The following is a 24,213-nucleotide window of genomic DNA, read 5'->3' on the forward strand; positions in this document are numbered from 1 at the left end:
CTCGCCGCACCGGGCGAAAGCCCGAGTACGTCCAGTACGCGGACTTTCGCCCGGCGCGCCGAGAGCACGCACCGGACGCCGCGGGGCCGCCCTTCGGGCGACGGCGGGAATTTGACGACAGGCCCTAGGCCGACCCCAACGAGGGCCCGGCCGATGGGCCGGGCCTGCGTCCATGTCCGTGGCCTGTGGGGGTGAGGACGCTCGCGTTCGTGGGTGGTTTGGTGTGCGGACCCGCGAGAATCACCTTGTGAGTACACCAACGCAACACCAGCGGGTCGTCGGACGCGGCGTCAGCACCCTTATCCCGCAGAGCGCCGCCGATCAGGCCATGGCCGCGCTCACCGGACTGGAGACCGTGCCCGTGCACATCGGGCTCCTCCAGGCGGCCGCACTCCTGTTGGAGGACGCCGCGCGGACCGCGGCCGACGAAGTCACGAGGGCCGCCATGGCCAAGACGGCGGGGATGCTGCGGTCCGCCATGTAGGGGTCGAGGGCGAGAAGCCCTGCGCACGCGACAGCGTCCATGGGTGAGCCCTGCCCCGCCGACGGAATGTGATCCGGCGTCAGCCGGCCCTCCCCGGCGGGGTGCGGGGCAGCCGGCCGGGGGTGGCGGCGGGGCCGTCCTCGCCCGCGATGAGGAGTTCGCCGACCTCGTCCGTGAGGGCGGCGCGGGCCGGGGCGGGGAGGCCGGTGTCGGTGATGAACCAGTCGGCCTGGTGGAGGGCGGCGAATCCGCTGAGTCCCACCACGCCCCACTTGCTGTGGTCCGCCACGACGGCGACCCGGCGTGCCGAGGCGACCAGGGCGCGGTTGGTCTGGGCCTCCATGAGGTTGGGGGTGGTCAGGCCGGCGTCCTGCGCCACCCCGTGCGCGCCGAGGAACAGCAGGTCCACGTGGAGGGAGCCGATCGCCAGGTCGGCGAGCGGTCCGACCAGCGCGGCCGAGGGGGTGGGGGAGCCACCGGTGAGGAGCAGGGCCGGGGCGTCGGCTCCGCGGTCCCGGCCTTCGGCCCACACCAGCTCCGCCACCGGGAGGGAGTTGGTGACGATGGTGAGCCGCGGGACCCCGAGGAGCCGGGCGGCGACGGCGTGTGCGGTGGTGCCGCCCGAGACGGCGATCACGCTGCCCGGCTCCACCAGGGTCGCGGCCGTGTCCGCGATGGCGGCCTTGGCCTCGCCCTCCAGGTCCGACTTGGCCTCGAAGCCGGGCTCGTGCCCGCTCGCTCCGGCCGGGGCGACGGCCCCGCCGTGGACCTTCTCCACGAGGCCCCGCCGGGCGAGGGCGTCCAGGTCCCGGCGGACGGTCATGTCCGAGACGCCGAGCTGTCCGACCAGGTCCGCCACCCGTACCGCGCCCTCGCGCCGGACCGCGTCCAGGATGAGGGCGCGTCGCTGGTGGGCCAGTTGGGCAGCTTGCTCGGCCACGGGTCGCTCCCGGGAATCGGCGAAACCGGTCAGAAGGCAGCAAGATAACACGGCCAATGTGTTGGAGTCTGGGGAAACTCGTGGTGTGGGGTGGTGGGAAATGTTCGAGAGTGTTTATTCTCGTCAGGTGAAGAAGACCCTGGCGAAACTCGCGGACGGCCGCGAACTGATCTACTTCGACACCGACGAAGGTGCCGTGCGCGAAGCGTCCGACCTGCGCCCACTGGATCCGGTGGACAGCCGGCCGGAACTGCGGCGGGACGAGGCCACCGGTGACTGGATCACCATCGCCTCCCACCGCCAGAACCGGACCTACCATCCGCCCGCCGGCGAATGCCCGCTCTGCCCCTCCCGGGACGGCCGGCTCAGCGAGATCCCCGCCGCCGACTACGAGGTGGCCGTCTTCGAGAACCGCTTCCCCTCCCTCGCGGGCGAGGCCGGACGCTGCGAGGTCGTCTGCTTCACCCCCGACCACGACGCCGGTTTCGCCGACCTCACACCGTCCGCCGCCCGCCTGGTGCTGGACGCGTGGACCGACCGCACCGCCGCACTCTCCGAGCTCCCCGGCGTCGAGCAGGTGTACTGCTTCGAGAACCGGGGAGCCGAGATCGGGGTGACCCTCGCCCACCCGCACGGCCAGATCTACGCCTTCCCCTTCGTCACGCCGCGCACCGCCAAGATGACGGCCGCGGCGGAGGCGCACCGCGCCGCCACCGGCCGCAACCTCTTCGAGGACCTCCTCTCCCGGGCCCGCGCCGCCACCGAACGGGTCGTCACGGCCGGGGAGCACTGGACCGCCTTCGTGCCCTACGCCGCCCGCTGGCCGTACGAGGTCCACCTCTATCCGCACCGCAGGGTCCCCGACCTGACCTGCCTCACCGAAGCCGAGCGGGCCGAGTTCCCGCACGTCTACCTCGACCTGCTGCGCCGCTTCGACCGGCTGTTCCCCGTACCGGCGACGGAGGCGGAGCCGCCGCGGCGGCCCGCGCCGACCCCGTACATCTCCGCCTGGCACCAGGCACCCCGCACTCGCGGCGGGGAACTGGCCCTGCACCTGGAGCTGTTCACCATCCGCAGGACGGCCGACAAGCTCAAGTTCCTTGCCGGGACGGAGTCCGGTACGGAAGCCTTCATCAACGACGTGGCCCCCGAGACGGCCGCGCGACGCCTGCGGGAGGCCCTGGCATGAGCGACCGGACCGAGCGGGCCGCGGGCGCCTTCGCGAAGCTCTTCGGCGGTTCCCCCGACGGGATCTGGGCGGCGCCGGGGCGGGTCAACCTGATCGGTGAACACACCGACTACAACGACGGGTTCGCCCTCCCCATCGCCCTCCCGCAGACCACCCTGCTCGCGGCCCGGGCCCGTACGGACGGCCGGCTGCTGCTGCACAGCGCACAGGGCGACGGCCGGATCACCGAGCTGGCCTTGGCGGACCTGGTCCCCGGGGCGGTGCCGGGCTGGGCCGCGTACCCGGCCGGAGTGGTCTGGGCCCTCGCGGAGGCGGGACACCCGGTCGGCGGCGCCGACCTCCACTTCGACAGCACGGTGCCCACCGGCGCGGGCCTCTCCTCCTCCGCCGCACTGGAGTGCGCGGTCGCGGTCGCCTACGACGGGCTGTACGGACTGCGGCTGCCCGGGCCCGAACTGGCCCGGATCGCCCAGCGGGCGGAGAACGCCTTCGCCGGCGTCCCCTGCGGGATCATGGACCAGATGGCCTCCGTGTGCTGCACCACCGGGGCCGCCCTCCACCTCGACGCCCGCACCCCGGAACACCACCGGCAGGTACCGCTCGACCTGCCGGGACAGGGACTCGGACTGCTCGTGATCGACACCCGGGTCTCCCACGACCTGGGCGACGGGGCGTACGCGGCCCTGCGCGCGGGCTGTGAACGGGCGGCCGGGCTGCTGGGCCTGCGCGCCCTGCGGGACCTGCCCGCCGGGGACCTTGCGGGGGCCCTGAACGAACTCCCGGCGGAACTCGCCCCGTTGGTCCGTCACGTGGTGACCGAGAACGGCCGGGTCGCCGAGGCCGTCGCCCTGCTCCGGCAGGGCGAAGCGGCCGCCCTCGGACCGATCCTGACGGCCGGTCACGCCTCGCTCCGCGACGACTACCGGGTCTCCTGCGCGGAGACCGACCTGGCCGTGACGGCCGCGCTGGGCGCCGGGGCCCTCGGTGCCCGGATGACGGGCGGCGGCTTCGGCGGCTCCGTCATCGCCCTGGTGGAGGCGGGCCGCGAGGACGCGGTGGGCGGCTCCGTCACGGCGGCCTTCGGGGCGGCCGGCCACCGGCTCCCGCGCCTCCTCACCGCCACCCCGGCGGCGGGCGCCCGCCGGCTGGAGCCGTAGCCGTAGCCGTAGCCGGGTCCCCGGGACTGCTCCCGGGGCCCCGGCCTGCTGCCCGCCCCCGATCTCAGGCGGTGAAGGGGACTCCGTCCAGGGTCCAGTGGCCGTCCAGGCCGATGCCCAGCGCGGCGTAGACGTGGGCGGCGACATCGGTGTGCCGGACCACCGGCGGAGCCGCGCCGGCGGCCAGGCCGGGGCCGCACGCGGCCACCCAGGCCGTGCGCTCCAGCTCGCTGCGTCCCCCGTGGCCCCCCTCGTCGCGGTGCCCGTGGTCGGTCACCACGATCACCGTCCACTGCTCCCCGGCATGGCCCGGGCGGTCGCGCACGGCCTTGACGAGGCGGCCCAGGCGCTGGTCCGCCGTCTCGATCGAGCGGCGGTACTCCTCACCGCAGCCGAGGAAGTGCGCGGTCTCGTCGACGGCGCCGAAGTACACGAAGGAGGCGTGCAGTTCCTCCCCGGAACCCAGCACGTGCGCCGCTTCGGCGGCCACCGCCTCGTCGGCCTCCTCCCAGGCCTCCGGCGTGTCCGCGCGCGGGGCGATGTAGCTCAGCCGGCTGGGGGCGGTGAAGAGCGGGCCGCCCTGCTGGGCGAGGAACAAGGGGGCCCAGCCGCCGGCGGCGAAGGTCCGCCGTCCGCATTCGAGTGCCAGGCGCGTGGTGAAGTCGGGGAAGACGTCGAGCCGGTTGCCGTCGAGCCGGTTGCCCCACACCCCGTGCTTGGCGACGGTGACCCCGGTGGCGATGGTGGACCAGCACGGCCCGGACATCGTCGGTGTGGCCTCGTCGATCTCGACGGGGGCGAGGAAACCCGCGTCGGCTATCTCGTCGAGGTGCGGGGTGTCCAACTGCGGCAGCAGGTCGAGCCGTACGCCGTCGATGCCGACGACCAGAACGTGTTGAGTGTGCATAGTCCGGTCCAAGGTGTCTGTGGTGCCTGTGAGTGGGTGCGGGTCTCCGCGTACCGGGCGCGGCGCCCGGTACGCAGGGGTCGGAGGTCAGAGGTCGGAGGTCAGAGGTCGGAGGTCAGGGTTCAGGGGGCGATGCGCCGCAGCCGGATCAGTCGGCTCGCGTAGTCACCGGCGGGCAGCGACAGTTCGATGCCGTGGTGGACCAGGAGGGCGCCGCTGTGGACCCGGTCCCGGTCCGGGTCCAGGTACCGGGCGCCGGTGTCGAGTGCGGGCAGCTTGACGGGGGCGGGCCGGTGGCCGAAGCGGGTCGTGGGCCGCCAGGCGAGCACGGCATGCTCGCCGCCGTCCGCGGCGGCGTAGTGGACGGCCGTCACCCCGCCCGCGGCCTTGATGCGGTGCTGGATCCCGTACTGGACCAGGGGGCGGATCTGCTTGTACTGGGCCACGAGCGCGGCGGCTTCGTCGAGCTCCTCGGCGGACCAGCCCGTCAGGTCCCCGCCGAGCCCGAGCGCACCGGCCATGGCGACGTGGAAGCGGAAGCGCAGCGGAGTGCTGCGGCCGGTGGCCGTGTTGGGGCTGTCGGTGACCCAGGCGGCCATGGTCCGGGCCGGGAAGAGCTGGCTGAAGCCGTCCTGGATGGCGATCCGGTCGACGGGGTCGGTGTTGTCGGAGGTCCAGGCCTGGTCGGTGCGGGCCAGGATGCCGAGGTCGACGCGTCCGCCGCCGCCCGCGCACGCCTCGATGCGCAGGCCCGGGTGGTCGGCGCGCAGCCGGTCCATGACGCGGTGGACGGCCCGGGTGTGGTCGATCCAGAGCCGGTCGGGATCGGGGTTTCCCTCCCAACCGGCCTCGGTGAAAGCGCGGTTGGCGTCCCATTTGAGCCAGTCCACCCGGTGGTCGCGCACGAGCCGGTCCAGGGTGCGGTGGGCCCAGGTCTCGACCTCGGGCCGGGCGAAGTTCAGTACCAGCTGGTGGCGCAGTTCGGTGGCCTCCCGGGTGGGGGAGTGGACGACCCAGTCCGGATGCGCGCGGTACAACTCGCTGTCCCGGTTCACCATTTCCGGCTCCACCCAGAGGCCGAAGGCCATCCCGAGGCGGTGGACCTCGTCGGCGAGGGGGCGCAGCCCCTCGGGAAAGGCTTCGGGTCGCGGGGTCCAGTCGCCCAGCCCGGCCCGGTCGTCGCGCCGGGCGCCGAACCAGCCGTCGTCCAGGACGAACAGCTCGGCGCCGAGCCCGGCGGCCAGGTAGGCGAGCTTGATCTGGCCGGCCTGGTCGACGTCGAAGCCGGTGGCCTCCCAGGAGTTGTAGAGGACGGGCCGTTCCCGTCCGGGCTCCGGCAGTACGTGGTCCGCGACGTAGCCGTGCCAGGCCCGGCTGGCGGCGCCGAAGCCGTGCGGGGTGTGGAGCCCGGCGAACACGGGGGTGCGCAGGCTCCCGCCCGGTTCCAGGGTCCAGCGCAGTCCCTCGTGGCCGAATCCGCCCGTCCAGGTGGTGCGGCCCACGGCGTCGCGGTGCAGGGTGATGCGCCAACTGCCGCTCCAGGCAAGGGCTGTGCTCCACACCTCGCCCCGCTCCTCGGTGGCGGAGCCGTCGTCGAGGGCGAGCCAGGGGCTGGCGTGGTGGCCGGTGAGCCCGCGGCGGCTGGTCAGGACGGTCTCGGCCACCGGGAGCCGGTCGCGGTGCAGCTGGAACTCGCTGTTCCAGCCGCCCGTGAGGTGGCTGAGCCGGTAGTCGGCGAGTTCCGGGACCGTCCAGGAGGCGGAGTCCAGCCGGTCGACGGTGATCGGGCCGTGCTCTGTTCCGCCCCCTCTGCCGGTACCGCTCGCGGCTCCGGTGTGCGTGAGCTCCACCCACCGTTCGACGACGTCACTGCCCGGCCGGACGCGGTAGCCGAGCTCCGTGCGCAGGGGGTAGCGGCGGTCGTCGAGGAAGAGCCGCAGCTCGCCGCCGTCGATGCGGTGTCCGGCGAACTCCCACTGCGCGCCGACGGTTCCGTCGGCGAAGCGGACCTGGAGGCCCGCCGGACCGAACCGCGCCCCGGTCTGCGGAGCCAGCTCGTCCGCGGCGGCCCCGGCCTCGAAGCTGCTCGCGGCGGGTGAGGCGGCCTCCGGGAGCAGGGCGAGGTCGGCGGCGGCGAGCGGTGCGCCCCAGTACAGGTGCCGCGGGCTGCCGTCCGGGCCGATGCGCAGGGCGTACACGCTGTTCGGGGTGCGGAGCACGGCGAGGCCGGAACCGGGGTCGAAGGTGGCGAGCGGGAGCGCGGCAGGCACGAAGGGATCCCCTGAGGTCGAAGGCCCTTGTACGGGCAAGGAGTTGGCCAGAGGCTAGGGCGGACCCCGGGTCGAAATCAATACTGGACGAAGTTATTTATTTGCTCTACGTTGCACCCGTGTTTCGAAACCACTCGCAGCCGCCCCTGGTCACCGCACCGGCCGAAACGGCGGTCCTGGCCCTGCTCCTGGCCGAGGGCCCCCTCAGCCGGGTGGAGCTCGCGCGCCGCACCGGGCTCTCCTCGACGGCCATCACCAAGGCCGCGCGACCGCTCATCGACGACGGGTACCTGTACGAACTCCCTCCGGAGCGCACCGCTCCCGGGGCCGGCCGTCCGGTCAACCCGCTGGCCGTCACCCCCGACCGGGAGTTCTTCGTCGGCGTGAAGATCAGCGACGAGCGGCTGTTCGGCGTGGTCTGCGACCTGCGGGCCCAGGTCCGCGCCACGGCCGAACGAACCCTCGACAGTCACGAACCCGGCTCAGTGGCCGCACTGTTGGCCGGTCTTGTCAACGAACTACTCGACACCGAGACCGCGTTCAGGGAGCGCACCCGGCACCTAGGCATCGCGGTCTCGGGGGACGTGGACCGGGGCGGTGGCCGGGTCCGTTTCTCCGGCCGCCTCGGCTGGCGCGACGTACCGCTCGCCGAGACCCTGGCCGGCGCCACGGGGCTGACGGTCACCGTCGAGAACGACGTCAAGGCCCTGACCATCGCCGAGCACTGGTTCGGGGAGGGGGTCGGTACCGGCTACTTCGCGCTGGTCACGATCGGCGCGGGGATCGGCTCCGCGCTCGTGGTCAACGGAGAACTGGTGACGGGCGCCTACGGAGTGGCCGGGGAGATGGGGCACATCCCCGTCGACCCGGCCGGTCCGCGCTGCCGCTGCGGCGCGGTCGGCTGCGTCGAGGCCATCGCCTCGACCGGGGCGATCCTCGAAGCGGTCCGCCGCGGGACCGGCGTGCCCGGCCTCGGCTTCGACCGGGCCGTGGAGATGGCTCGCGACGGGGACCCCGTGGCCCGCGAGGCCTTCGCCCGGGCGGGTCGCGCGATCGGCGTCGGCATCGCCACCCTGGTCAACCTCGTGGGCCCGGAACGCGTCGTGGTCAGCGGCGAGGGAGCCGGCACGTACGACCTGTTCGGACAGCACATCAAGGACGCCTACGCCGCACACGCCTTCGGGGCCGCGGTCAAGTGCCCCCTGTCCCTGCGCCCGCTCCCCTGGGAGGAGTGGGCCCGCGGAGCCGCCGCGGTGGCGGTCCAGGCACTGTTCCCGCCGAGCACGGCCGCCGCGGCGCTGCCGTAGCGGCGCAGCACTCGTACCGCACCACGCGCACGCAGTACCCGTTCCCGCAGCACTCGTACCGGACCACCCGTACCCGCAGCACTCGTACCGCACCACGCGCACGCAGCACTCGTACCGCACCACCCGCACCCGCACCCGGCTCACCCGGCCGGTGCCCCTCACTGCCGGCAAGCACTGATGGAGGGCACCGACCTGGGCCGGACACACCCACATCCCGCCTACCCTCACGGAAGGATGCGACATGAGCGCGCACAGAACCGAGCTTAGCCGACGGCGTTTTCTCGGCGGATCGCTGATGATCGTCGCCGGAGCCGCGGTGACCACCGGCTGTTCCACCGACCCGAACGCGGGCGCCTCCTCCGGGGCGAAGACCACTCTGAACGTCTGGTACCACGCGTACGGCGAGGCCGGCACCCAGCAGGCCGCACTGCGCTACGCGACCGCCTTCACCAAGGCCCACCCGGACATCGCCGTCAAGGTCACCTGGGTCCCCGGCGACTACTCCGGCAAGCTCAACGCCACCCTGCTCACCGACGCCGCCCCGGACGTCTTCGAGATCGGCGACTTCAGCGAGAGCCTGGCCCGCCGGGGCCAGATAGCCGCCCTCGACGAGATCTACGGGAGCGCCCGGTCGGACTTCAACGCCAACGCCATCGGCGGTGTGGGCGTCGACGGCAAGCTCTACGGCGTCAAGATGATCGACGACGTGATGATGCTGTACTTCCGCAAGAGCGCGCTGTCCCGGGCCGGAATCGCCCCGCCCACCACCTTCGACGAGCTGGCCGCGGCGGCCAGGGCCCTCACCGCCAAGTCCGGCAAGGGCCTCTTCCTCGGCAACGGCGGCCTCGGCGACAGCCCGATCCTCGCGGTCCGCTCGAACGGCGGCGACCTGGTGACCGACGGCAAGGTGGCCTTCGGATCCCCGCAGGCGCTGGAGGCCCTGACCGGCCTCAGGCGGCTGCACGAGGACAAGTCCCTGCTCCTCGGCTTCACCACCGACTGGTGGGACCCGTCCGCCCTCAATCAGAACGTCGTCCCGATGCAGTGGTGCGGCCTGTGGGCCATGCCCGCCGTCAAGACCGCGCTCGGCGAGGACTTCGGCGTCCTGCCGTGGCCCGCCTTCAAGGCCGGGGGCACCCCCGTCGTGCGGGTCGGGGGCTGGACCAGCTGCGTCAACGCCAAGAGCAGGAACGTGGACGCCGCCAAGAAGTTCGTCCAGTGGCTGTGGATCCAGCAGACGGACCTGCAGAAGGACTGGGCCGAGAGCTACGGGTTCCACGTCCCGCCCCGCACGTCCGTGGCGGCGGGCGCCGCGAAGCTCACCGACGGAGCCGCCAAGGAGGCCGTGGAACTGGCCGCGAAGTACGGCAAGTCCAACCCGGGCACCTGGGACACCGCGGTGAGCAGCGTCTTCAGCGCGGCCGCCGCCAAAATAGCCGCCGGGCAGGGAGACCCCGCCGGGCTCCTGGCGGACGCGGTGAGGCAGGCGCAGGGCGCCATCGACAAGCAGCGCGGCTGATGCTCTCCGCACCGGAAACCACAGGACCGTCCGGGCGGCGGCCGGGACCGTCCGGGCGGCCCGCGACGGGCGCGGCCCGCACGGGCGGCCCCCGACCCGGCCGCTCCCGCACCGCCCGCCCACGCGCCGGTGGGCTTCTCGCCTTCGCGCTGCTCACCGCTCCGATGCTGATCGGCCTCGGCGTGTTCAAGTACGTCGCCATCGGCTGGAGCTTCCTGCTCAGCCTGAGCGATGCCCGCGGCACCATCGCTCCCAGCCGCTGGGTGGGGCTGGACAACTACCGGAGCCTGCTCTCCGACGGGACGTTCCGCGGCTCCCTGACCCAGATCCTGCTGTTCACCGCCTTCATCGTGCCGGTCACCTTCGCCGCCTCCCTCGGGCTCGCCCTGCTGGTCCACCGGATCCGGCGCGGGCGGGCGGTGCTGCGCACCGTCTTCCTCATCCCGGCGGCCGTGTCCTACGTCGCCGCCTCGCTCCTGTGGAAGATGTGCCTGTTCAACGGGCTCCCGTCCGGCATCGCCAACACCCTCGGCGGCTGGTTCGGCATGGACCCGGTCCCCTGGCTCCAGACCACCACCCCACCGCTGTACTGGATCGTGCTGGTCAGCCTCCGGCTCTGGCTCCAGGTCGGCTTCTACATGGTGCTCTTCCTGGCCGGACTCCAGGGCATACCCAAGGAGCTCTACGAGGCAGCCGCCCTCGACGGCGCGACCGGCCTGCGGCTGCTGCGCCGGATCACGCTCCCCATGCTGCGGGGCACCTCCGTCGCCGTGCTCATGCTGCTCTTCATCGCCGCCTTCCAGGCCTTCGACGAGTTCTACAACCTCTTCAACAGCGGGCTATCCGGGACCGGTTCGGCTCCCGTCCAGACTCCGCTGGTCTACCTGTACAACACCGCGATGGGCAGTCAGGACTACGGACTCGGATCGGCCGGAGCCTTCCTCCTCACCGCGCTCATCGTCGGGGTGACCCTGATCCAGGGGCGCTTCACCGGATTCGGCAGGAGCGAGGGGTGAGCCGGTCGTGAGGACCGCGGCGAAACTGTCCGCAGCCGTGCGCCTCTGCGTGCGCGGACTGCTGGTGGGCCTGCTGACGACGGCCTTCCTGACGCCCTTCTACCTGATGCTGCGCGGCTCCCTCATGGACGCCCGGGGCATCACGTCGCCGCACTGGACCTGGTGGCCGTCGGCGATGCACTTCGAGAACTTCACCGCCCTCTTCGACGACCCCACCCTGTCGATGGGCCGGGCGCTGGCGAACTCCACCGTGATCGCCCTCGTCACGGCCCCCGTCTCCACGCTCCTGGCCTCCGCCGCCGGCTACGCCTTCGCCAGGATCCCGGTACCGGGACGCGGAGTGCTGCTCGCCCTGGTGGTCGCCACCCTGATGATCCCCGGCTCGGTGACCTTCGTGCCGACCTTCGTCGTGGTCGGCTCCCTGGGCGGCGTGAACACGCTGTGGGGCATCATCGCGCCCGGCCTGTTCAACCCCTTCGCCGTCCTGCTGTTCCGCAACTTCTACCTCCAGTTCCCGGCCGAGATCGAAGAGGCCGGACGGCTGGACGGGCTCGGCTGGATCGGCCTCTACCGCCAGATCGCCCTGCCCAACTCGGGGGCGATGCTCGCCTCGCTCGGCGCGCTGGCGTTCATCGACAGCTGGAACTCCTTCCTGTGGCCCCTGGTCATCGGACAGGACCCGTCGGCCTGGACGGCCCAGATCGCCCTGTCGACGTTCCTCACCTCGCAGACCATCAACCTGCCCGGCCTGTTCGCCGGAGCCGTCGTGACGATCGTCCCCCTGGTCGTCATGTTCCTGATCGCCCAGCGCTACATCGTCGCGGGCATCGCCACCAGCGGCCTCAAGGGCTGAGCACTCGGAGCACGGCGCGCAACCGCACGGCAGGGCACTGCACGGCACGGCAGCACAGAACCGCATCGGCACAGCACAACACGGCACGGCACATCCTCCCTCTCCGAAGGATCCAACGTGACAGGCACACCACTGCTCCGACGCGCGGCCTCGGCACTAGCCGTGCTGTCCGCGCTGCTCCTCGGCACCACCACCACGGCCGTCGCGACGGCCCCCGCCCCCGCCGGCGTCCCGGCGGCGCCCACCGTCCTCACCGGTCCCGAGCTGGCGGCCTCCTGGACGGCGCCGCTCAGCACCCGGGGCCGCTGGATCGTGGACGCCGCGGGGAACCGTTTCAAGCTCAAGGCGGGCAACTGGGCCGGAGCCCAGGGGACGTGGACGGGTAGCGGGGACATCAACGACCCCGCCAGCCACATGCACGGCATAGCGGCGAACAACATGCCCCTCGGCCTGGACCGCGCTCCGATGGCCGCCATCCTGGCCGACTTCCACGGACTGGGCCTCAACAGCATCCGGCTGCCGTTCTCCAACGCACTCGTCCACGACACGACCCCCGTCCCGGACGCCGCGGTCGCCGCCAACCCGCAGCTGAAGGGCAAGACCCCGCTCCAGGTCCTCGACGCGGTCGTCGCCGCGCTCACCGCGGACGGGTTCGCGGTCATCCTCAACAACCACACCACCACCGCCCGCTTCTGCTGCGGCCTGGACGGGAACGAGCGCTGGAACAGCGGCCAGAGCACCCAGCAGTGGGTGGACGACTGGGTGTTCATGGTGGACCGCTACAAGGCGGACAAGCGGGTCGTGGGCGCCGACCTGCGCAACGAGGTGCGCCGCGACACCTGGGACGACCCCAACTGGGGCTGGTACGACGCCCACGACGCCTACGCCGCCTTCGAGGAGGCCGGCAACCGGATCCTGCGTGCCGCCCCCGACGTGCTCGTCGTCATGGAGGGCATCAACTGGTACGGCATCCCGCTCGCCGGACTCCCGCACGGACGCCCCATGTTGACACCGGTCGCCAATCTCTCCCACACGCTGATCGAGTCGGGCAAGCTCGTCTACGCCGCCCACTTCTACGCCTACACCGGCCCGGCCAACACCGGCGCCGGCAGCGGACCCGGCTCCACGAACGATCCGCGCTACCAGGACTTCACCCCCGAGCAGCTCGCCCAAGTAGTCGACTCCGAGGCCCTGTTCGTCACCCGTGAGGGGCAGCACTTCACCGCCCCGGTATGGATCAGCGAGTTCGGCGCCGGCGGTCTCGGCCCCGAGAACCCCAAGGAACGGGCCTGGCTGCACCGCTTCACCGACATCCTCGTGGCCAACGACACCGACTTCGCGATCTGGCCGCTCGTCGGCTGGACCGACGCCGCGGGCGCCCCGATGGACACCTGGGCGCTGCTGTCCTACGGGCCCACCGGCGTCCGCCGGGGCATCGGGGACGGCGGGGACTGGCGCGCCGACGACTGGAACCGGCTGGTCTCCGCACCCGGCCGCACCGGCCCGGTGGCCCCGGTCGGCCACTGGAACATGCTCGACCTCGACCACACCGACTACGACGTCTCCGCCACCATGCTCGCCGGGCCCGACTGGTCCCCGGGCAACCGCAAGGGCAACTGCCCCGACTCCCAGCGGCTGGCCGGCCTCGGCCGCAGCGACAGCCGCGGCCTGTGCACCGACGCGGGCGGCCCGGCCAAGGCCGCCGGATCCTGGACCGTCGTCACGGACGAGCGGTACGTCACCCGGGGCGACTGGGCCGGCGGTTACAACAAGCTCCAGTGCCCCGAGCAGAGCTTCGCCGTCGGCTACAGCGTCCGCAACAACGCCATGTCCGCCCTGCTGTGCGCTCCCGCGGCCGCCGCCCTGCCCGTCACCGGCCGCACGCTCTGGTTCGACCACGGGGACAACCGCCCCGCCACCGGCGGGTCGAACGCCAGCGACTGGGCGCCCGGCCACTACAAGGGCCAGTGCGCCGACACCGAGTACCTCGCGGGCGTCGCCTTCACCTGGCAGTGGAACCACGGCGGGGTCCCCGACGCCCTGCTGTGCCGCCCCCTGAAATGACCCCGAGCCCCCTTCCCCCTCTCCCGCCCCCAGGAGCGCACGGCATGCCCCGACTGGAGATCGCCGCAGACGGATTCCGTCTCGACGACCGGCCGTTCCGCATCGTCTCCGGTGCACTGCACTACTTCCGCGTCCATCCGGAGCAATGGGCCGACCGGCTCCGCAAGGCACGCCTGCTGGGCCTCAACACGGTCGAGACCTACGTCCCGTGGAACCTCCACGCCCCGCGGCGCGGGGAGTTCCGGCTCGACGCGGGCCTCGACCTGCCCCGGTTCCTCGACCTCGCCGCCGCCGAAGGCCTGTACGTCCTGCTGCGCCCGGGCCCGTACATCTGCGCGGAATGGGAGGGCGGCGGCCTGCCCCCGTGGCTTCTCGCCGAGGAGGGCATCGTCCTGCGCAGCCGCGACCCGCGCTTCCTGCGGGCCGTGGACGAGTACCTCGGCGCGCTGCTGCCGCCCCTGCTGTCCCGGCTGGGCAGCCGGGGCGGCCCGGTGCTCGCCGTCCAGCTCGAGAACGAGTACGGGGCCTACGGACAGGATCCCGGCTACCTCGCCGAACTGGTCGGGCTGCTGCGCCGGCACGGCGTGGACGTCCCCCTGTTCACCTGCGACCAGCCCGCGGACCTGGCCCGGGGCAGTACGGAAGGAGTGCTGAGCACCGTCAATCTCGGCAGCCGGGTCGAGGACGGGCTCGCGGAGCTGCGCGCGCACCGGCCCGAAGGGCCTCTGATGTGCTCGGAGTTCTGGGTCGGCTGGTTCGACCGCTGGGGCGGACCGCACACCGTGCGCGGCGCCGAGGACGCGGCGGCCGACCTCGACCGGCTGCTCGCCGCCGGTGCCTCCGTCAACATCTACATGTTCCACGGCGGAACCAACTTCGGCTTCACCAACGGCGCGAACGACAAGGGGACCTACCGTCCCACGGTCACTTCCTACGACTACGACGCCCTCCTGGACGAGGCCGGCGATCCCACGGCCAAGTACACGGCCTTCCGGGAGGTCCTCGCGAAGTACGGCCCCGTCCCCGACGCTCCGGTGCCCGCACCCGGCCCGAAGCTCGACCACGGCACCGTCGAACTCGCCGATGTGGCAAGCTTGTTGGAGCACGTAGAACTCCTCGGCCGCCCGGTGGAGGCGGGCCGGCCGCTCACGATGGAGCAGCTCGGCCAGGGCTTCGGTTTCGTCCTGTACGAGACCCTGCTGACGGCCGGCGGCCCGGCCGTCCTGTATGCCGAGGAAGTGCGCGACCGCGCACAGGTGTTCGTCGACGGCCAGCCCGTCGGGGTACTGGAGCGCGAGAGCCACGAGCACGCCCTCGCCTTCACCGTCCCCCGCCCCGGAGCCCGGCTGTCGGTACTCGTCGAGAACCAGGGGCGGGTCAACTACGGGCCGGGCATCCACGACCGCAAGGGACTCCTCGGCCGCGTCCTCGTCAACGGCCGTTCCCCGGAGCGGTGGACGAGCCGGGCCCTGCCCCTGGACGATCCGGCGGGTGTCTCCGCTCTGCCCTTCGGGCCCTTCGACCCGGCGGCGCCGCCGGTGGGCCCCGCCTTCCACCGCGGGTACGCCGACGTGGCGGACCCGGCCGACAGCTTCCTCGCCCTGCCCGGCTGGACCAAGGGCAGCGTCTGGATCAACGGCTTCCCCCTGGGCCGGTACTGGTCCCGCGGCGCGCAGGCCACCCTGTACGTCCCCGGCCCGGTGCTTCGGGCGGGCCGCAACGAGATCACCGTGCTCGAACTGCACGCCTCGGCCGGCCGCACGGTGGAGCTGCGGGGCCGTCCCGACCTGGGCCGCACCGAGGACTGACCCGCCGTACGGTCCGCCGGTGCGCGGGACGAGGGGCCCCGGCCGGAAGATCCGGCCGGGGCCCCTCGTCGCACCGGGCGGCTACCAGAGGACGGGGAGCCGCTCGGGGAGGCGCTTCATGAACCGGGTGCGCCAGACGAGCTGGTCGACCGGCACGGCGAGCTGGAGGCGGGGCATCTTCTCCAGCAGCACTTCGATGGCGATCTCGGTGTGCCGCTTGCCGAGGGCGGTGGCGGGGCAGTAGTGCGGTCCGCCGCCGAACGAGAGGTGCGTGGCCGCGTTCTGCCGGTCGATGTCGACGACGTGGGGATCGCTGAACACGGCCGGGTCCGTGTTGGCGGCCTCGACCAGGACGAGGAGGAGCTCCCCCTTCTTCACCTCGACGTCCCCGAGGGTGACGTCTTCGAGGGCGAGACGGGGCAGGCCGTCGCCGATGGAGAGGTTGACGCGCAGGAGTTCGTCCACGGCCGCCGGGATCTTCTCCGGCGCCTTCCGCAACTGCTCCCACACGTCCGGGTTCTGGAGGAGGGAGAAGACCGCCATCGTCAGGAAGCCCATGGTGGAGATGACCCCGGCGCCGAACAGGGTGACCCCGACCGTGGCGAGCATCTCGTCGGTCAGGTGCGCGTATTCGGGGTCCGGGCGCAGGGCCGCCAGCTCGGCGACGAGCCCGGTGGTGGCGGGATCGTCCAGGCGCTCGACCATGTAGGCGATGTCCCGGTCCCAGTTGAGCTTGGCACCGGTGACCGGGCAGGCCGAGTTCATGAACGCGATGTCGAGGCTGGACGCCAGCCGCGGGGCGTCGGACTGCGGGATGCCGAGGATGCGGCAGTGCAGGTTCTCGGCGTACGGGTTGGTGAACTGGCCGCGCAGGTCGACCGGCGCCCCGTGGGTGAGGAGGCCGTCGACGAGCTCGGAGGCGTGGCCGCGCATCCAGTCGGTGAGACCGTCGGTTTTGGGGTTGATCGCCTTGAGGACGGCCTTGCGCAGACCGGCGCCGGTGATGTTGCCCATGTTGTTGACGACCTCGGGCGGGATCGTCAGCGCGTACTGGCGGGGCACCCCGGGAGCGGAGGTGTCCTTCAGGCTGAATCTGGGATCCTCGAGGACCTGCTTGCACAGCTCATAGGAGGAGACGAGCCAGGCTTCGTCCCCGGCGATCGTGCGGACCCGCTTGACCGGCTGCTCGCGCAACTCTTCCACCTGGTAGGGGAGTTGGTCGCCGCGGGCGGAGAACGGGAAGTCGAGGAGGGTCTCAGTGGACATCGGGTGCTCCTTCGGCGGGGGTGATGACGGCGTGGCCCTGGTTGCGCGAGGCGCGCAGGCCGGAGCCGCGCGAATAGAGCAGTTCCGCCATCGGCAGGAGCTGGTGGTAGCAGTTGAGGGAGGACGGCACCCCGAGGATCGCGGGGGTGTCGAGGAAGAGCGGCGCTTCGGCGCAGACGTACTGCAGGCAGACTTCGCGCTGCCGGGTGGTGGCGGTCTTGCCGCCCAGCACCTTGGACGAGAGGAACGCGTCGACCAGGGAGTTGCAGGTGCTGCGGAACTCCGGGTCGGTGTCCAGCAGGTCGTACAGGTGGGTGTGGAGCGCGCGGTACGCGGGAATGTCGGTGAGCGCAGACATGGGCCGGGAGCGTAAACGCGTGCCGGTGGGGTCGGCTTCGGCCGCTGCGTTGTTGACCTTGGCGCGGACGCCCCGCAGGTTCTTGACCGCCTTGCGACGGGCTTCGTCGGGGTCGTAGCCGAGGGCCTCGTACATCTCGGCCACGTGCAGGTCGGTGTAGATGAGATCGACCTGTGCGAAGTTGCGCATGCCCCATTGAGCGAGGTCGAGGACGCGCTGGGCGGAGAAGTAGCTGTTTCCGGGCGAGATGCCGATCACAGCGTGATCGCCTTCGGTGTGGATCACCTGGCAGTGCGGGGTGTACGGCCGGACTGTGAAGACTTCGGTCAGTGTCGTCAACAGGTGTCGGGTCCTTCGCGCCGCAAGTCCCATGGGGCCCTGTGCCCCGGGTGTGGCGGCGACGTGACGGAAAGGTACCGGAGCGGTGCGCACCGTTCCATGCCTTCCGGCCAGTAACTCACCTGCTGGACAGCACGGTTGCCCAGGGCTACGAGCAGGGCATATTCCTTCCGGAGGCTGGCGGAGGTGCTCGCCGCGCCGGCCCCGGAGTACCCGCGGGGGTCGCCTGCGCCGTCGGGGCGACCCCCGAGGGTTGACCGGTTACCGCCCTGCCGGACGGTGCAGGCGCCGCCAGTAGCCCGCGAGGTCGCCGACTGCCGTGGTGACCGAGTCGAGGGCCATCGTCGTCCGGGTGTCCTGGTCGTAGCGGCCCCATTGCGGCATCGGGTGGTGGTTGGGGTCGCCGGTACGGATGAAGGAGATCCAGGCCGAGTGCATCGTCGAGGCGAGACCGTCACGGACCCTGGGGTTCAGCCCCGCCAGGAAGGGCGCCTGCGACCACTTGTCGAAGTTGTCGAACACGAAAGGCAGTTCAAGGCAGTGCGCGGCCGCGAGCCGGCCGTCGTGCGCGGGGGTCGGCAGGTTGAACTGGTACGCCCAGACCGGACGTCCGCGGGCCGCGCGGCGTTCGGCCAGCGCCACGGCGGGCATGCGGAACAGGTCGTCGGTGATCAGGTCCATCAGGACGTCCACGGGGCGGGCGCCCGGCCGGGCCTCCTCGTACGCGGTGTACGCCTGCTCCGCCCGGTTCCCGAAGGTGTCCCGCGCCCTGGCCACCACCTGTTCCCTGGTCGCGGCGGCGTACGGCTCGCTCAGTGCGAAGGCGAAGTTGGCCTCCTCCCTGGTCCAGCCGATCAGGACGTCGATGTCCGCCCCGGCTCCGCCGAGCAGCAGCTCGGCCGGGTCGTGATCCAGCGTGACCCCGTCGAGCACCGGCAGGAACGGGGTCGACCAGTAGCCCCACCGTCCGGTGCGCCCGAACATCTCGAAGGTGGCGGCGATCAGGCGCGGCCAGGGCACGGCCCGCAGTTCCGTCACGTTCCCGACCCCGAGGATGTCCAGGTAGACGGCGGTGCGTTCGAGGGATTCGGCGCGGGTGGGGATCTTCAGTCCGAGCGGAGGGCTCTGCAGGATGGCGCGCCGGAACAGCGGTCTGCCCTTGGGGCGGACGCCCGCCAGCGCCGCGACCGAGAGCGCGCCGCCGGACTGTCCGGCGACGGTGATGTCGTCGGGGTCCCCGCCGAACGCGGCGATGTTGTCCCGTACCCAGCGCAGCGCGGCGAGCTGGTCGGTGAGCCAGAAGTTCCCCCCGGCGCCGTCCTCGCCGAAGTAGAGGTAACCCAGCGGCCCGAGGCGGTAGTTGACGGTCACGACCACGAGGTCGCCGTCGCGTGCGAAGGTCTCGCCGGAGTAGTTCGGCAGGGAGCCGGACCCGGAGATGAAGCCGCCGCCGTGGATCCACACCATGACCGGCCGCTTGGCGCCGTCGGCTGCGGGCGTCCAGACGTTGAGCGTGAGGCAGTCCTCGTCGAAGGGGGGCGAGCCGTGGGTGCCGAGCACCTGGTCGCCCCCTTCCCGGTAGGGCTGCGGGGCGCTCGGGCCGAAGGCGGTCGCCTCGCGCGTGCCTTGCCAGCCGGGGTGCGGCTGAGCCGGCCGCCAGCGCAGGGCGCCGACCGGCGGCGCCGCGTAGGGCACGCCCTTGAACACGGCGAGTCCCCCTTCCGTACCCCCGCGCAGTCGGCCCGAGGGCAGGTCCACTACGGGTGGGGATGCGGCCTGCGTGCGCGGGGAGGCCTGCGCCGCGTGCCCGCCCGCGGCCCCGGAGAGCAGTGCGGCGCCCGCCAACACCCCGCTGTTCTTGAGGACTTTGCGCCGTGATGGATCGTCGGTCATGGTGCTTCACTCCCTGACTGATCTTGGGCCCGTCGCCGGAATGGGTATAGCGCGAATTTGACGAGGGTCAGTATTGCGTTATGCGTGCCGCGCGGGTCAAGGGGTTCGGGGCGGGCGTGCGCCTATCTCTTGCGTAGTCTTGACGAGCGTCGTAAAAGCGCGATAGACACGTGTCACTTCGACCGGAGGCCGGGCCTGGACCTGAGCGCCGGATCTTCTGCGCCCGGGATTCCCCGAGGCGGCCTCATCAGCAACATCCCGCCCTTCAGGGCCGGTTGACTACGTACGGAGTTCCCATGGCAGGTCGGTTTCGTCCCGTTGGTCTCGTCGCCGCATCGACGGCGCTCTTGCTGACCACCGCATGCGGTGGCGCGAGCCTCGGGGCAGGTGAGGACCCGCAGAGCGGGCCCGTGAAGATCGGGCTCCTCGTCCCGCAGTCGGGGACCTACAAGGCGCTGGGCGACGACATGAAGCAGGGCTTCGAGCTGTACGTCGCGCAGCACGGCGGCAAGCTCGGCGGCCGCGCGGTGGAGATCGTGGTCGCCGATGAGGGGGAGACGGCCGACTCGGGCAAGGCGGCGGCCGAGAAGCTGGTCAAGCAGGACCGGGTGCTCGCGGTGAGCGGAGTGGTCAGCTCGGCCACCATCAACGGGGTCAAGGACCTGTTCGAGACCGGCAAGGTCCCGCTTGTCGGCTCGAACGCCTCGCCCACGACCCTGACCGGTACCCAGTACATCTGGCGCACCTCGTACGTCAACGACGAGCCGGGCAAGGCCCTCGGGAAGTACGTGGCCGAGCACGCCGGCGGCCCGGTCTTCCTGATCGCGGCCGGATACCAGGCGGGCAAGGACGAGGTGGAGGGCTTCAAGTCCACCTTCCTCCCCGCGGGCGGCGCGATGGCCGGGGAGGAGGTCTACACGCCGTTCCCGGGGACCAAGAACTTCCAGCCGTACCTCGCGCAGATCGAGAAGTCCGGCGCGAAGGCCGTCTTCTGCTTCTACGCCGGCGGCGCGGCCGTCGACTTCGTCAAGCAGTACCGGGACTTCGGACTGGCCGGCAGGATTCCGCTCTACGCACCCGGCTTCCTCACGGAAGGCGGCGTGCTCAAGGGGCAGGGCGACGCGGCCAACGGCATCCTCACGTCGCTCAACTACGGTGCGGACCTCGACAACGCCGCCAACAAGCAGTTCGCGCCGGCGTACACGGCGGCCCACGGTTCGGCCCCGACCACGTACGCGATGGCGTCATGGGACGCGGCGCAGGTCCTCGACAAGGCCATCAAGGCGGCCGGTCCCACGGTGACTTCGGAATCGGTCAACGCGGCCATCGCCCAGGTGGGGGACATCGACAGCCCGCGCGGCACCTGGCGGTTCAACAGCGGCGGGACCCCCGTCCAGCCCTGGTACCTGCGCGAGGTCGTACAGGGCGCCAACACCGTCCGTTCCGATCTCGGCAGACTGGGCGGCTGACATGTCCGGATGGTTGGACGGCAACTTCGTCAGCGTCGTCGACGGGGTCGCCTTCGGTCTGCTGCTGTTCACGATCGCGGTCGGACTCTCCCTGGTCTTCGGCATGATGGACGTGCTCAACCTCGCGCACGGCACGCTCTACCTGGCCGGGGCCTACGTCGCCTACGCCCTGTCCGACGGCACCCTGTGGGGCCTCCTCCTCGCACTGCTGGCGGGCGTCCTGGTGGGCACCGCGGGCGGGGCCGCGCTCACCTTCCTCACCCAGCCCCTGGCCCACCGCGGGCACCTGGACCAGGCCGTGCTGACGCTCGGCATCTCCTTCATCGTGGCGGACCTCCTCGCCGCGGCCTTCGGCGGAGACGTGCTGCCCACGGACCCGCCCACGGCCCTGCGCGGGACCGTCGGCCTCCTCGGTCACTCCTATCCGGTCTACCGGCTGGTGTTCATCGCCGTCGCGGCCGGCCTCGCGCTCCTCGTGTACCTCGTCTTCGAGCGCAGTTCGCTCGGAGCCCTCGTCCGGGCCACCGTCGCCGACCGGGACATGGTCCGCGCCCTCGGCGTCGACATCCGCAAGGTGCTCTACGGGGTCTTCGCGTCCGGCGCCGCCCTGGCAGCGGTCGGCGGAGTCCTCGGGGCGCCGATCCTCGGCCCCGGGCCGGGCGTCGACGAAACCGTCCTCGTCCTCTCCCTCGTCGTCGTGGTCGTGGGGGGCCTCGGATCGGTGCGCGGCGCACTCGCCGGAGCCCTGCTGATCGGCCAGGTGCAGACGCTCGGGGTGGCGCTGCTCCCGGAGTACGCCCCCTTCCTGCTCTTCGGCACCATGCTGCTCGTCCTGGTGGTCCGCCCGCACGGCCTCGTCGCATCGGCGGTGCGCGCATGAGCCCGTCCACGGCCACGGCCACAACCGCCCCCGGTACCACGAGGCGTCGGCGGCTGTCGGCAACCGCCGTGGCCGGAGCCCTCGCCCTGGCCCCCTTCGTACTCGGCCCGTACGCCGTCGGCACCCTGTCGCGGATCCTGGTCTTCGCCCTGCTCGTGCTGAGCGTGAACCTGCTCACCGGCCTGACCGGGCTCCCGACCCTCGGCCAGTCCGCCTACTTCGGCGTCGGCGCCTACACGGCGGCGATCGTGGCGACCCGGATCACCGACATCGGCCCCCTCCAGCTCCTCGTCGCCGCCGCGGTCTCCGCACTGGTGGCCGCGGGCACCGGATGGCTGGCCGTACGGGCCCGGGGCGTGGTGTTCCTGATGCTCACCCTGGCCATCGGCGAGATCGTCTACAGCGCCGCCGTCAACTGGAAGCCGGTGACGAACGGCACCGACGGGATGTCGGGCATCCCGCCCGTCGTACCCCTGCCCGGCATGCCCGCCCTGGAGCTCGACGGACTGGTCTACTTCTACGTCCTGGCCGTATTCCTGCTGCTCTTCGCAGCGGTCTCCCGCCTGGGCTCGACCTCGTTCGCTCTCGCCCTGCGCGGCATCCGCGACAACGAGCCCCGCATGCGGGCGATCGGCTACCCCACCCGGCGCTACGCCCTGACCGTCTACTGCGGCGCCGGGGCGCTGGCCGGAGCCGCCGGGGCCCTGTGGGTCTCGGTGCAGCGGTTCGTCTCGCCCGGCGACGCCGGCTTCGAGATCGCCGCACTGGCCCTGCTGGCCGTCGTCATCGGAGGCTCCGGCTCGATGTGGGGGGCCTGCGCCGGAGCCGCGCTCGTCTGGCTCACCCGGGACTACCTCGGAAACCTCGAAGCCGTCGCCGGCCGCGGACCGCTGCTGCTCGGACTGCTCTTCGTCATCGCCGTCTACACGCTGCCCCGAGGACTGGCCGGCGTACGGATCCCGCACAGGCCCACCCGGAAGAGGACGACGTGACAGATCACGATCACGATCACGATCACCATCACGGTCTACTGGAACTGCGCGGGGTATCGCGCCACTTCGGCTCCTTCCGGGCCCTGGACGAGGTCGACCTGACGGTGCGGGCGGGCGCCCGGCACGCGGTCATCGGCCCGAACGGCGCGGGCAAGTCCACCCTGTTCGGCCTGATCTCGGGAACCCTCCCCGTCACCGCCGGAACCATCCGCGTCGACGGACGGGACGTGACCCGGCTGCCCGTGCACCGCCGGGTCGGGCTCGGCGTCGCGGCGACCTTCCAGCACTCCAGTCTCTTCCTGCGCGAGACCGTGCTGGAGAACGTGCTGCTCGCCGTGGTGCGCCGCACCGGTCCCCGGAACGCGGCGATCGCGCGGGCGCACGAACTGCTCGACCGGGTGGGCCTGCCCACCCGGCACGAGCTCACGGCCGCCGAGCTCTCGCACGGAGAACGGCGCCAGCTTGAGGTCGCCGTGGCGCTGGGGACCGACCCCCGGCTGCTGCTCCTGGACGAACCGGCCGCCGGCATGTCCCCGGCGGAGACGGCGCGGCTCACCGAACTGATCGCCGCCCTGCCCGCGGAGGTCACCGTCCTCCTCATCGAGCACGACCTCGACATGGTCTTCGCACTCGCCGACACGGTGACGGTCATGCACCTCGGCAGACACCTCACCACCGGCTCCCCGGACGAGGTGCGCGCCTCCGCCGCAGTCCAGACCGCCTACCTGGGCACCACCATGGAGGTCACCCCGTGAACCCGCTCCTGCGCATGCGCGGACTGCGCTCCGGCTACGCCGGGGGCATCGTCCTCGACGGTGTGGACCTGGACCTCGACGAGGGCGCGACCGTCGCCCTCCTCGGGCGCAACGGGGTCGGGAAGACCACCCTCGTATCGACCGTCATGGGCCTGGTCCGCCCCTACGGAGGCAGCATCACCCTCGACGGCCGGGAGCTGGCCGGAGCCCGGGTCGACGTGATCGCCCGGGCCGGAGTCGGCATCGTCCCCCAGGGGCGCAGGGTGTTCGCCCCCCTGACCGTGGACGAACACCTGACGATCGCCACGCGGCGCACGGCGCGCGGCCCCTGGACCAGGACCCGCGTCCTCGACCTGCTGCCCCGGCTGGGGGAGCGGCTCGGACACCGCGGTGACCAGCTCTCGGGCGGTGAGCAGCAGATGCTCGCGATCGCCCGGGCCCTGCTGGGCAACCCCCGCCTGCTCCTCTTGGACGAGCCCTCCGACGGCCTCGCGCCGGCGATCGTCTCCCAGGTGGGCGAGGTCATCCGCGAGGTGGGCGCCCAGGGCATGTCGGTCGTCCTCGTCGAGCAGAACCTGGCCCTGGCCCTCTCCGTCGCCCGGAGCGTGGCCGTGATGCAGAAAGGAGTCATGGTCCACCAGTCGACGGCCACGGAGTTCACCTCCCGCCCCGAAGACCTGAGACGGCTCCTGGGCGTCGACTGATCCCACCCGGGCCCTGCCGTGCGGGGAAGCCCCGGGACAGCTG

20 protein-coding genes are annotated in these 24,213 nt (G+C 72.0%); 14 read left to right on the forward strand and 6 right to left on the reverse strand.

Annotated features, from left to right (window positions below; all coding sequences use genetic code 11):
• Window positions 1-247 precede the first annotated feature (247 nt).
• A complete protein-coding gene (locus tag ACFWNV_RS20760; protein WP_383948914.1) occupies window positions 248-484 on the forward strand; it encodes a hypothetical protein in 237 nt (78 codons plus the stop codon).
• Between the two features lie 79 nt (window positions 485-563).
• Here the strand turns inward: ACFWNV_RS20760 and ACFWNV_RS20765 are convergent, their stop codons facing one another.
• A complete protein-coding gene (locus ACFWNV_RS20765) occupies window positions 564-1,424 on the reverse strand; it encodes a DeoR/GlpR family DNA-binding transcription regulator (RefSeq protein ID WP_383948917.1) in 861 nt (286 codons plus the stop codon).
• Between the two features lie 127 nt (window positions 1,425-1,551).
• Here ACFWNV_RS20765 and galT point away from each other — a divergent pair, with 127 nt between their 5' ends.
• Window positions 1,552-2,613 (forward strand): galactose-1-phosphate uridylyltransferase, encoded by a 1,062-nt coding sequence (gene galT / locus ACFWNV_RS20770; protein WP_383948920.1) that lies wholly within the window; start codon window positions 1,552-1,554, stop codon window positions 2,611-2,613.
• Window positions 2,610-3,770, forward strand: a complete 1,161-nt coding sequence (gene galK / locus ACFWNV_RS20775) for a galactokinase (RefSeq protein WP_383948923.1) — start codon at window positions 2,610-2,612, stop codon at window positions 3,768-3,770. Before galT ends, galK begins: the two co-directional genes overlap by 4 nt.
• 64 nt (window positions 3,771-3,834) lie before the next feature.
• Here the strand turns inward: galK and ACFWNV_RS20780 are convergent, their stop codons facing one another.
• The gene (locus ACFWNV_RS20780; RefSeq protein WP_383948926.1) at window positions 3,835-4,677 is read right to left on the reverse strand and encodes an alkaline phosphatase family protein; all 843 of its coding nucleotides are present in this window, start codon (window positions 4,675-4,677) and stop codon (window positions 3,835-3,837) included.
• A gap of 122 nt (window positions 4,678-4,799) precedes the next feature.
• Complete coding sequence (locus tag ACFWNV_RS20785; RefSeq protein ID WP_383948929.1) at window positions 4,800-6,947, reverse strand: alpha-galactosidase; 2,148 nt, start codon at window positions 6,945-6,947, stop codon at window positions 4,800-4,802.
• 119 nt (window positions 6,948-7,066) lie between these two features.
• On the opposite strand from ACFWNV_RS20785, the gene ACFWNV_RS20790 reads away from it, so the two are divergent.
• The 6 genes from ACFWNV_RS20790 to ACFWNV_RS20815 all read left to right on the forward strand — a co-directional run bounded on the left by ACFWNV_RS20790 (window position 7,067) and on the right by ACFWNV_RS20815 (window position 15,514).
• On the forward strand, window positions 7,067-8,254 hold the full coding sequence (locus tag ACFWNV_RS20790) for an ROK family protein (RefSeq protein ID WP_383948932.1): 1,188 nt from the start codon (window positions 7,067-7,069) through the stop codon (window positions 8,252-8,254).
• Between the two features lie 241 nt (window positions 8,255-8,495).
• Entirely contained in the window at window positions 8,496-9,773 is a 1,278-nt protein-coding gene (locus tag ACFWNV_RS20795; protein ID WP_383948935.1) for an ABC transporter substrate-binding protein, read from the forward strand.
• Complete coding sequence (locus tag ACFWNV_RS20800) at window positions 9,773-10,789, forward strand: carbohydrate ABC transporter permease (RefSeq protein ID WP_383948938.1); 1,017 nt, start codon at window positions 9,773-9,775, stop codon at window positions 10,787-10,789. Before ACFWNV_RS20795 ends, ACFWNV_RS20800 begins: the two co-directional genes overlap by 1 nt.
• 7 nt (window positions 10,790-10,796) lie before the next feature.
• Window positions 10,797-11,642, forward strand: coding sequence for a carbohydrate ABC transporter permease (locus tag ACFWNV_RS20805; RefSeq protein WP_383948941.1), 846 nt, complete (start codon window positions 10,797-10,799; stop codon window positions 11,640-11,642).
• A gap of 117 nt (window positions 11,643-11,759) precedes the next feature.
• Window positions 11,760-13,706: a glycoside hydrolase family 5 protein gene (locus tag ACFWNV_RS20810; RefSeq protein WP_383948944.1), complete on the forward strand. Its 1,947-nt coding sequence runs from the start codon at window positions 11,760-11,762 to the stop codon at window positions 13,704-13,706.
• 44 nt (window positions 13,707-13,750) lie between these two features.
• A complete protein-coding gene (locus ACFWNV_RS20815) occupies window positions 13,751-15,514 on the forward strand; it encodes a beta-galactosidase family protein (RefSeq protein ID WP_383948947.1) in 1,764 nt (587 codons plus the stop codon).
• A gap of 81 nt (window positions 15,515-15,595) precedes the next feature.
• Here ACFWNV_RS20815 and ACFWNV_RS20820 read toward each other — a convergent pair whose 3' ends face one another.
• From ACFWNV_RS20820 to ACFWNV_RS20830, 3 genes are all read right to left on the reverse strand, one after another.
• On the reverse strand, window positions 15,596-16,780 hold the full coding sequence (locus ACFWNV_RS20820; RefSeq protein ID WP_383948950.1) for a cytochrome P450: 1,185 nt from the start codon (window positions 16,778-16,780) through the stop codon (window positions 15,596-15,598).
• A complete protein-coding gene (locus ACFWNV_RS20825; RefSeq protein WP_383948953.1) occupies window positions 16,770-17,477 on the reverse strand; it encodes a tRNA-dependent cyclodipeptide synthase in 708 nt (235 codons plus the stop codon). Before ACFWNV_RS20825 ends, ACFWNV_RS20820 begins: the two co-directional genes overlap by 11 nt.
• A gap of 261 nt (window positions 17,478-17,738) precedes the next feature.
• Window positions 17,739-19,370, reverse strand: coding sequence for a carboxylesterase/lipase family protein (locus ACFWNV_RS20830; RefSeq protein WP_383948955.1), 1,632 nt, complete (start codon window positions 19,368-19,370; stop codon window positions 17,739-17,741).
• A 410-nt stretch (window positions 19,371-19,780) separates the two neighbouring features.
• On the opposite strand from ACFWNV_RS20830, the gene ACFWNV_RS20835 reads away from it, so the two are divergent.
• The 5 genes from ACFWNV_RS20835 to ACFWNV_RS20855 are packed head-to-tail and all read left to right on the forward strand — an operon-like array spanning window position 19,781 to window position 24,170.
• Complete coding sequence (locus ACFWNV_RS20835) at window positions 19,781-20,839, forward strand: ABC transporter substrate-binding protein (protein ID WP_383948958.1); 1,059 nt, start codon at window positions 19,781-19,783, stop codon at window positions 20,837-20,839.
• Window position 20,840: 1 nt separating this feature from the next.
• The gene (locus ACFWNV_RS20840; RefSeq protein WP_383948961.1) at window positions 20,841-21,719 is read left to right on the forward strand and encodes a branched-chain amino acid ABC transporter permease; all 879 of its coding nucleotides are present in this window, start codon (window positions 20,841-20,843) and stop codon (window positions 21,717-21,719) included.
• A complete protein-coding gene (locus ACFWNV_RS20845) occupies window positions 21,716-22,711 on the forward strand; it encodes a branched-chain amino acid ABC transporter permease (protein ID WP_383948964.1) in 996 nt (331 codons plus the stop codon). The genes ACFWNV_RS20840 and ACFWNV_RS20845 overlap by 4 nt, the downstream gene beginning before the upstream one ends.
• Window positions 22,708-23,466, forward strand: coding sequence for an ABC transporter ATP-binding protein (locus ACFWNV_RS20850; protein WP_383948967.1), 759 nt, complete (start codon window positions 22,708-22,710; stop codon window positions 23,464-23,466). Before ACFWNV_RS20845 ends, ACFWNV_RS20850 begins: the two co-directional genes overlap by 4 nt.
• On the forward strand, window positions 23,463-24,170 hold the full coding sequence (locus tag ACFWNV_RS20855; protein WP_383948969.1) for an ABC transporter ATP-binding protein: 708 nt from the start codon (window positions 23,463-23,465) through the stop codon (window positions 24,168-24,170). Before ACFWNV_RS20850 ends, ACFWNV_RS20855 begins: the two co-directional genes overlap by 4 nt.
• Window positions 24,171-24,213: the final 43 nt, after the last annotated feature.

The organism is Streptomyces sp. NPDC058401 (genome assembly GCF_042722885.1).
Classification (GTDB): Bacteria; Actinomycetota; Actinomycetes; order Streptomycetales; family Streptomycetaceae; genus Streptomyces.

What these genes read in the sequence shown, in the direction of transcription:
- galK (WP_383948923.1), top strand. Translation starts at nt 2,610, where the DNA reads ATGAGCGACCGGACCGAGCGGGCCGCGGGCGCCTTCGCGAAGCTCTTC.
- ACFWNV_RS20820 (WP_383948950.1), bottom strand. Translation starts at nt 16,780, where the DNA reads ATGTCCACTGAGACCCTCCTCGACTTCCCGTTCTCCGCCCGCGGCGAC.
- ACFWNV_RS20800 (WP_383948938.1), top strand. Translation starts at nt 9,773, where the DNA reads ATGCTCTCCGCACCGGAAACCACAGGACCGTCCGGGCGGCGGCCGGGA.
- ACFWNV_RS20830 (WP_383948955.1), bottom strand. Translation starts at nt 19,370, where the DNA reads ATGACCGACGATCCATCACGGCGCAAAGTCCTCAAGAACAGCGGGGTG.
- ACFWNV_RS20795 (WP_383948935.1), top strand. Translation starts at nt 8,496, where the DNA reads ATGAGCGCGCACAGAACCGAGCTTAGCCGACGGCGTTTTCTCGGCGGA.
- ACFWNV_RS20815 (WP_383948947.1), top strand. Translation starts at nt 13,751, where the DNA reads ATGCCCCGACTGGAGATCGCCGCAGACGGATTCCGTCTCGACGACCGG.
- ACFWNV_RS20845 (WP_383948964.1), top strand. Translation starts at nt 21,716, where the DNA reads ATGAGCCCGTCCACGGCCACGGCCACAACCGCCCCCGGTACCACGAGG.
- ACFWNV_RS20840 (WP_383948961.1), top strand. Translation starts at nt 20,841, where the DNA reads ATGTCCGGATGGTTGGACGGCAACTTCGTCAGCGTCGTCGACGGGGTC.
- ACFWNV_RS20780 (WP_383948926.1), bottom strand. Translation starts at nt 4,677, where the DNA reads ATGCACACTCAACACGTTCTGGTCGTCGGCATCGACGGCGTACGGCTC.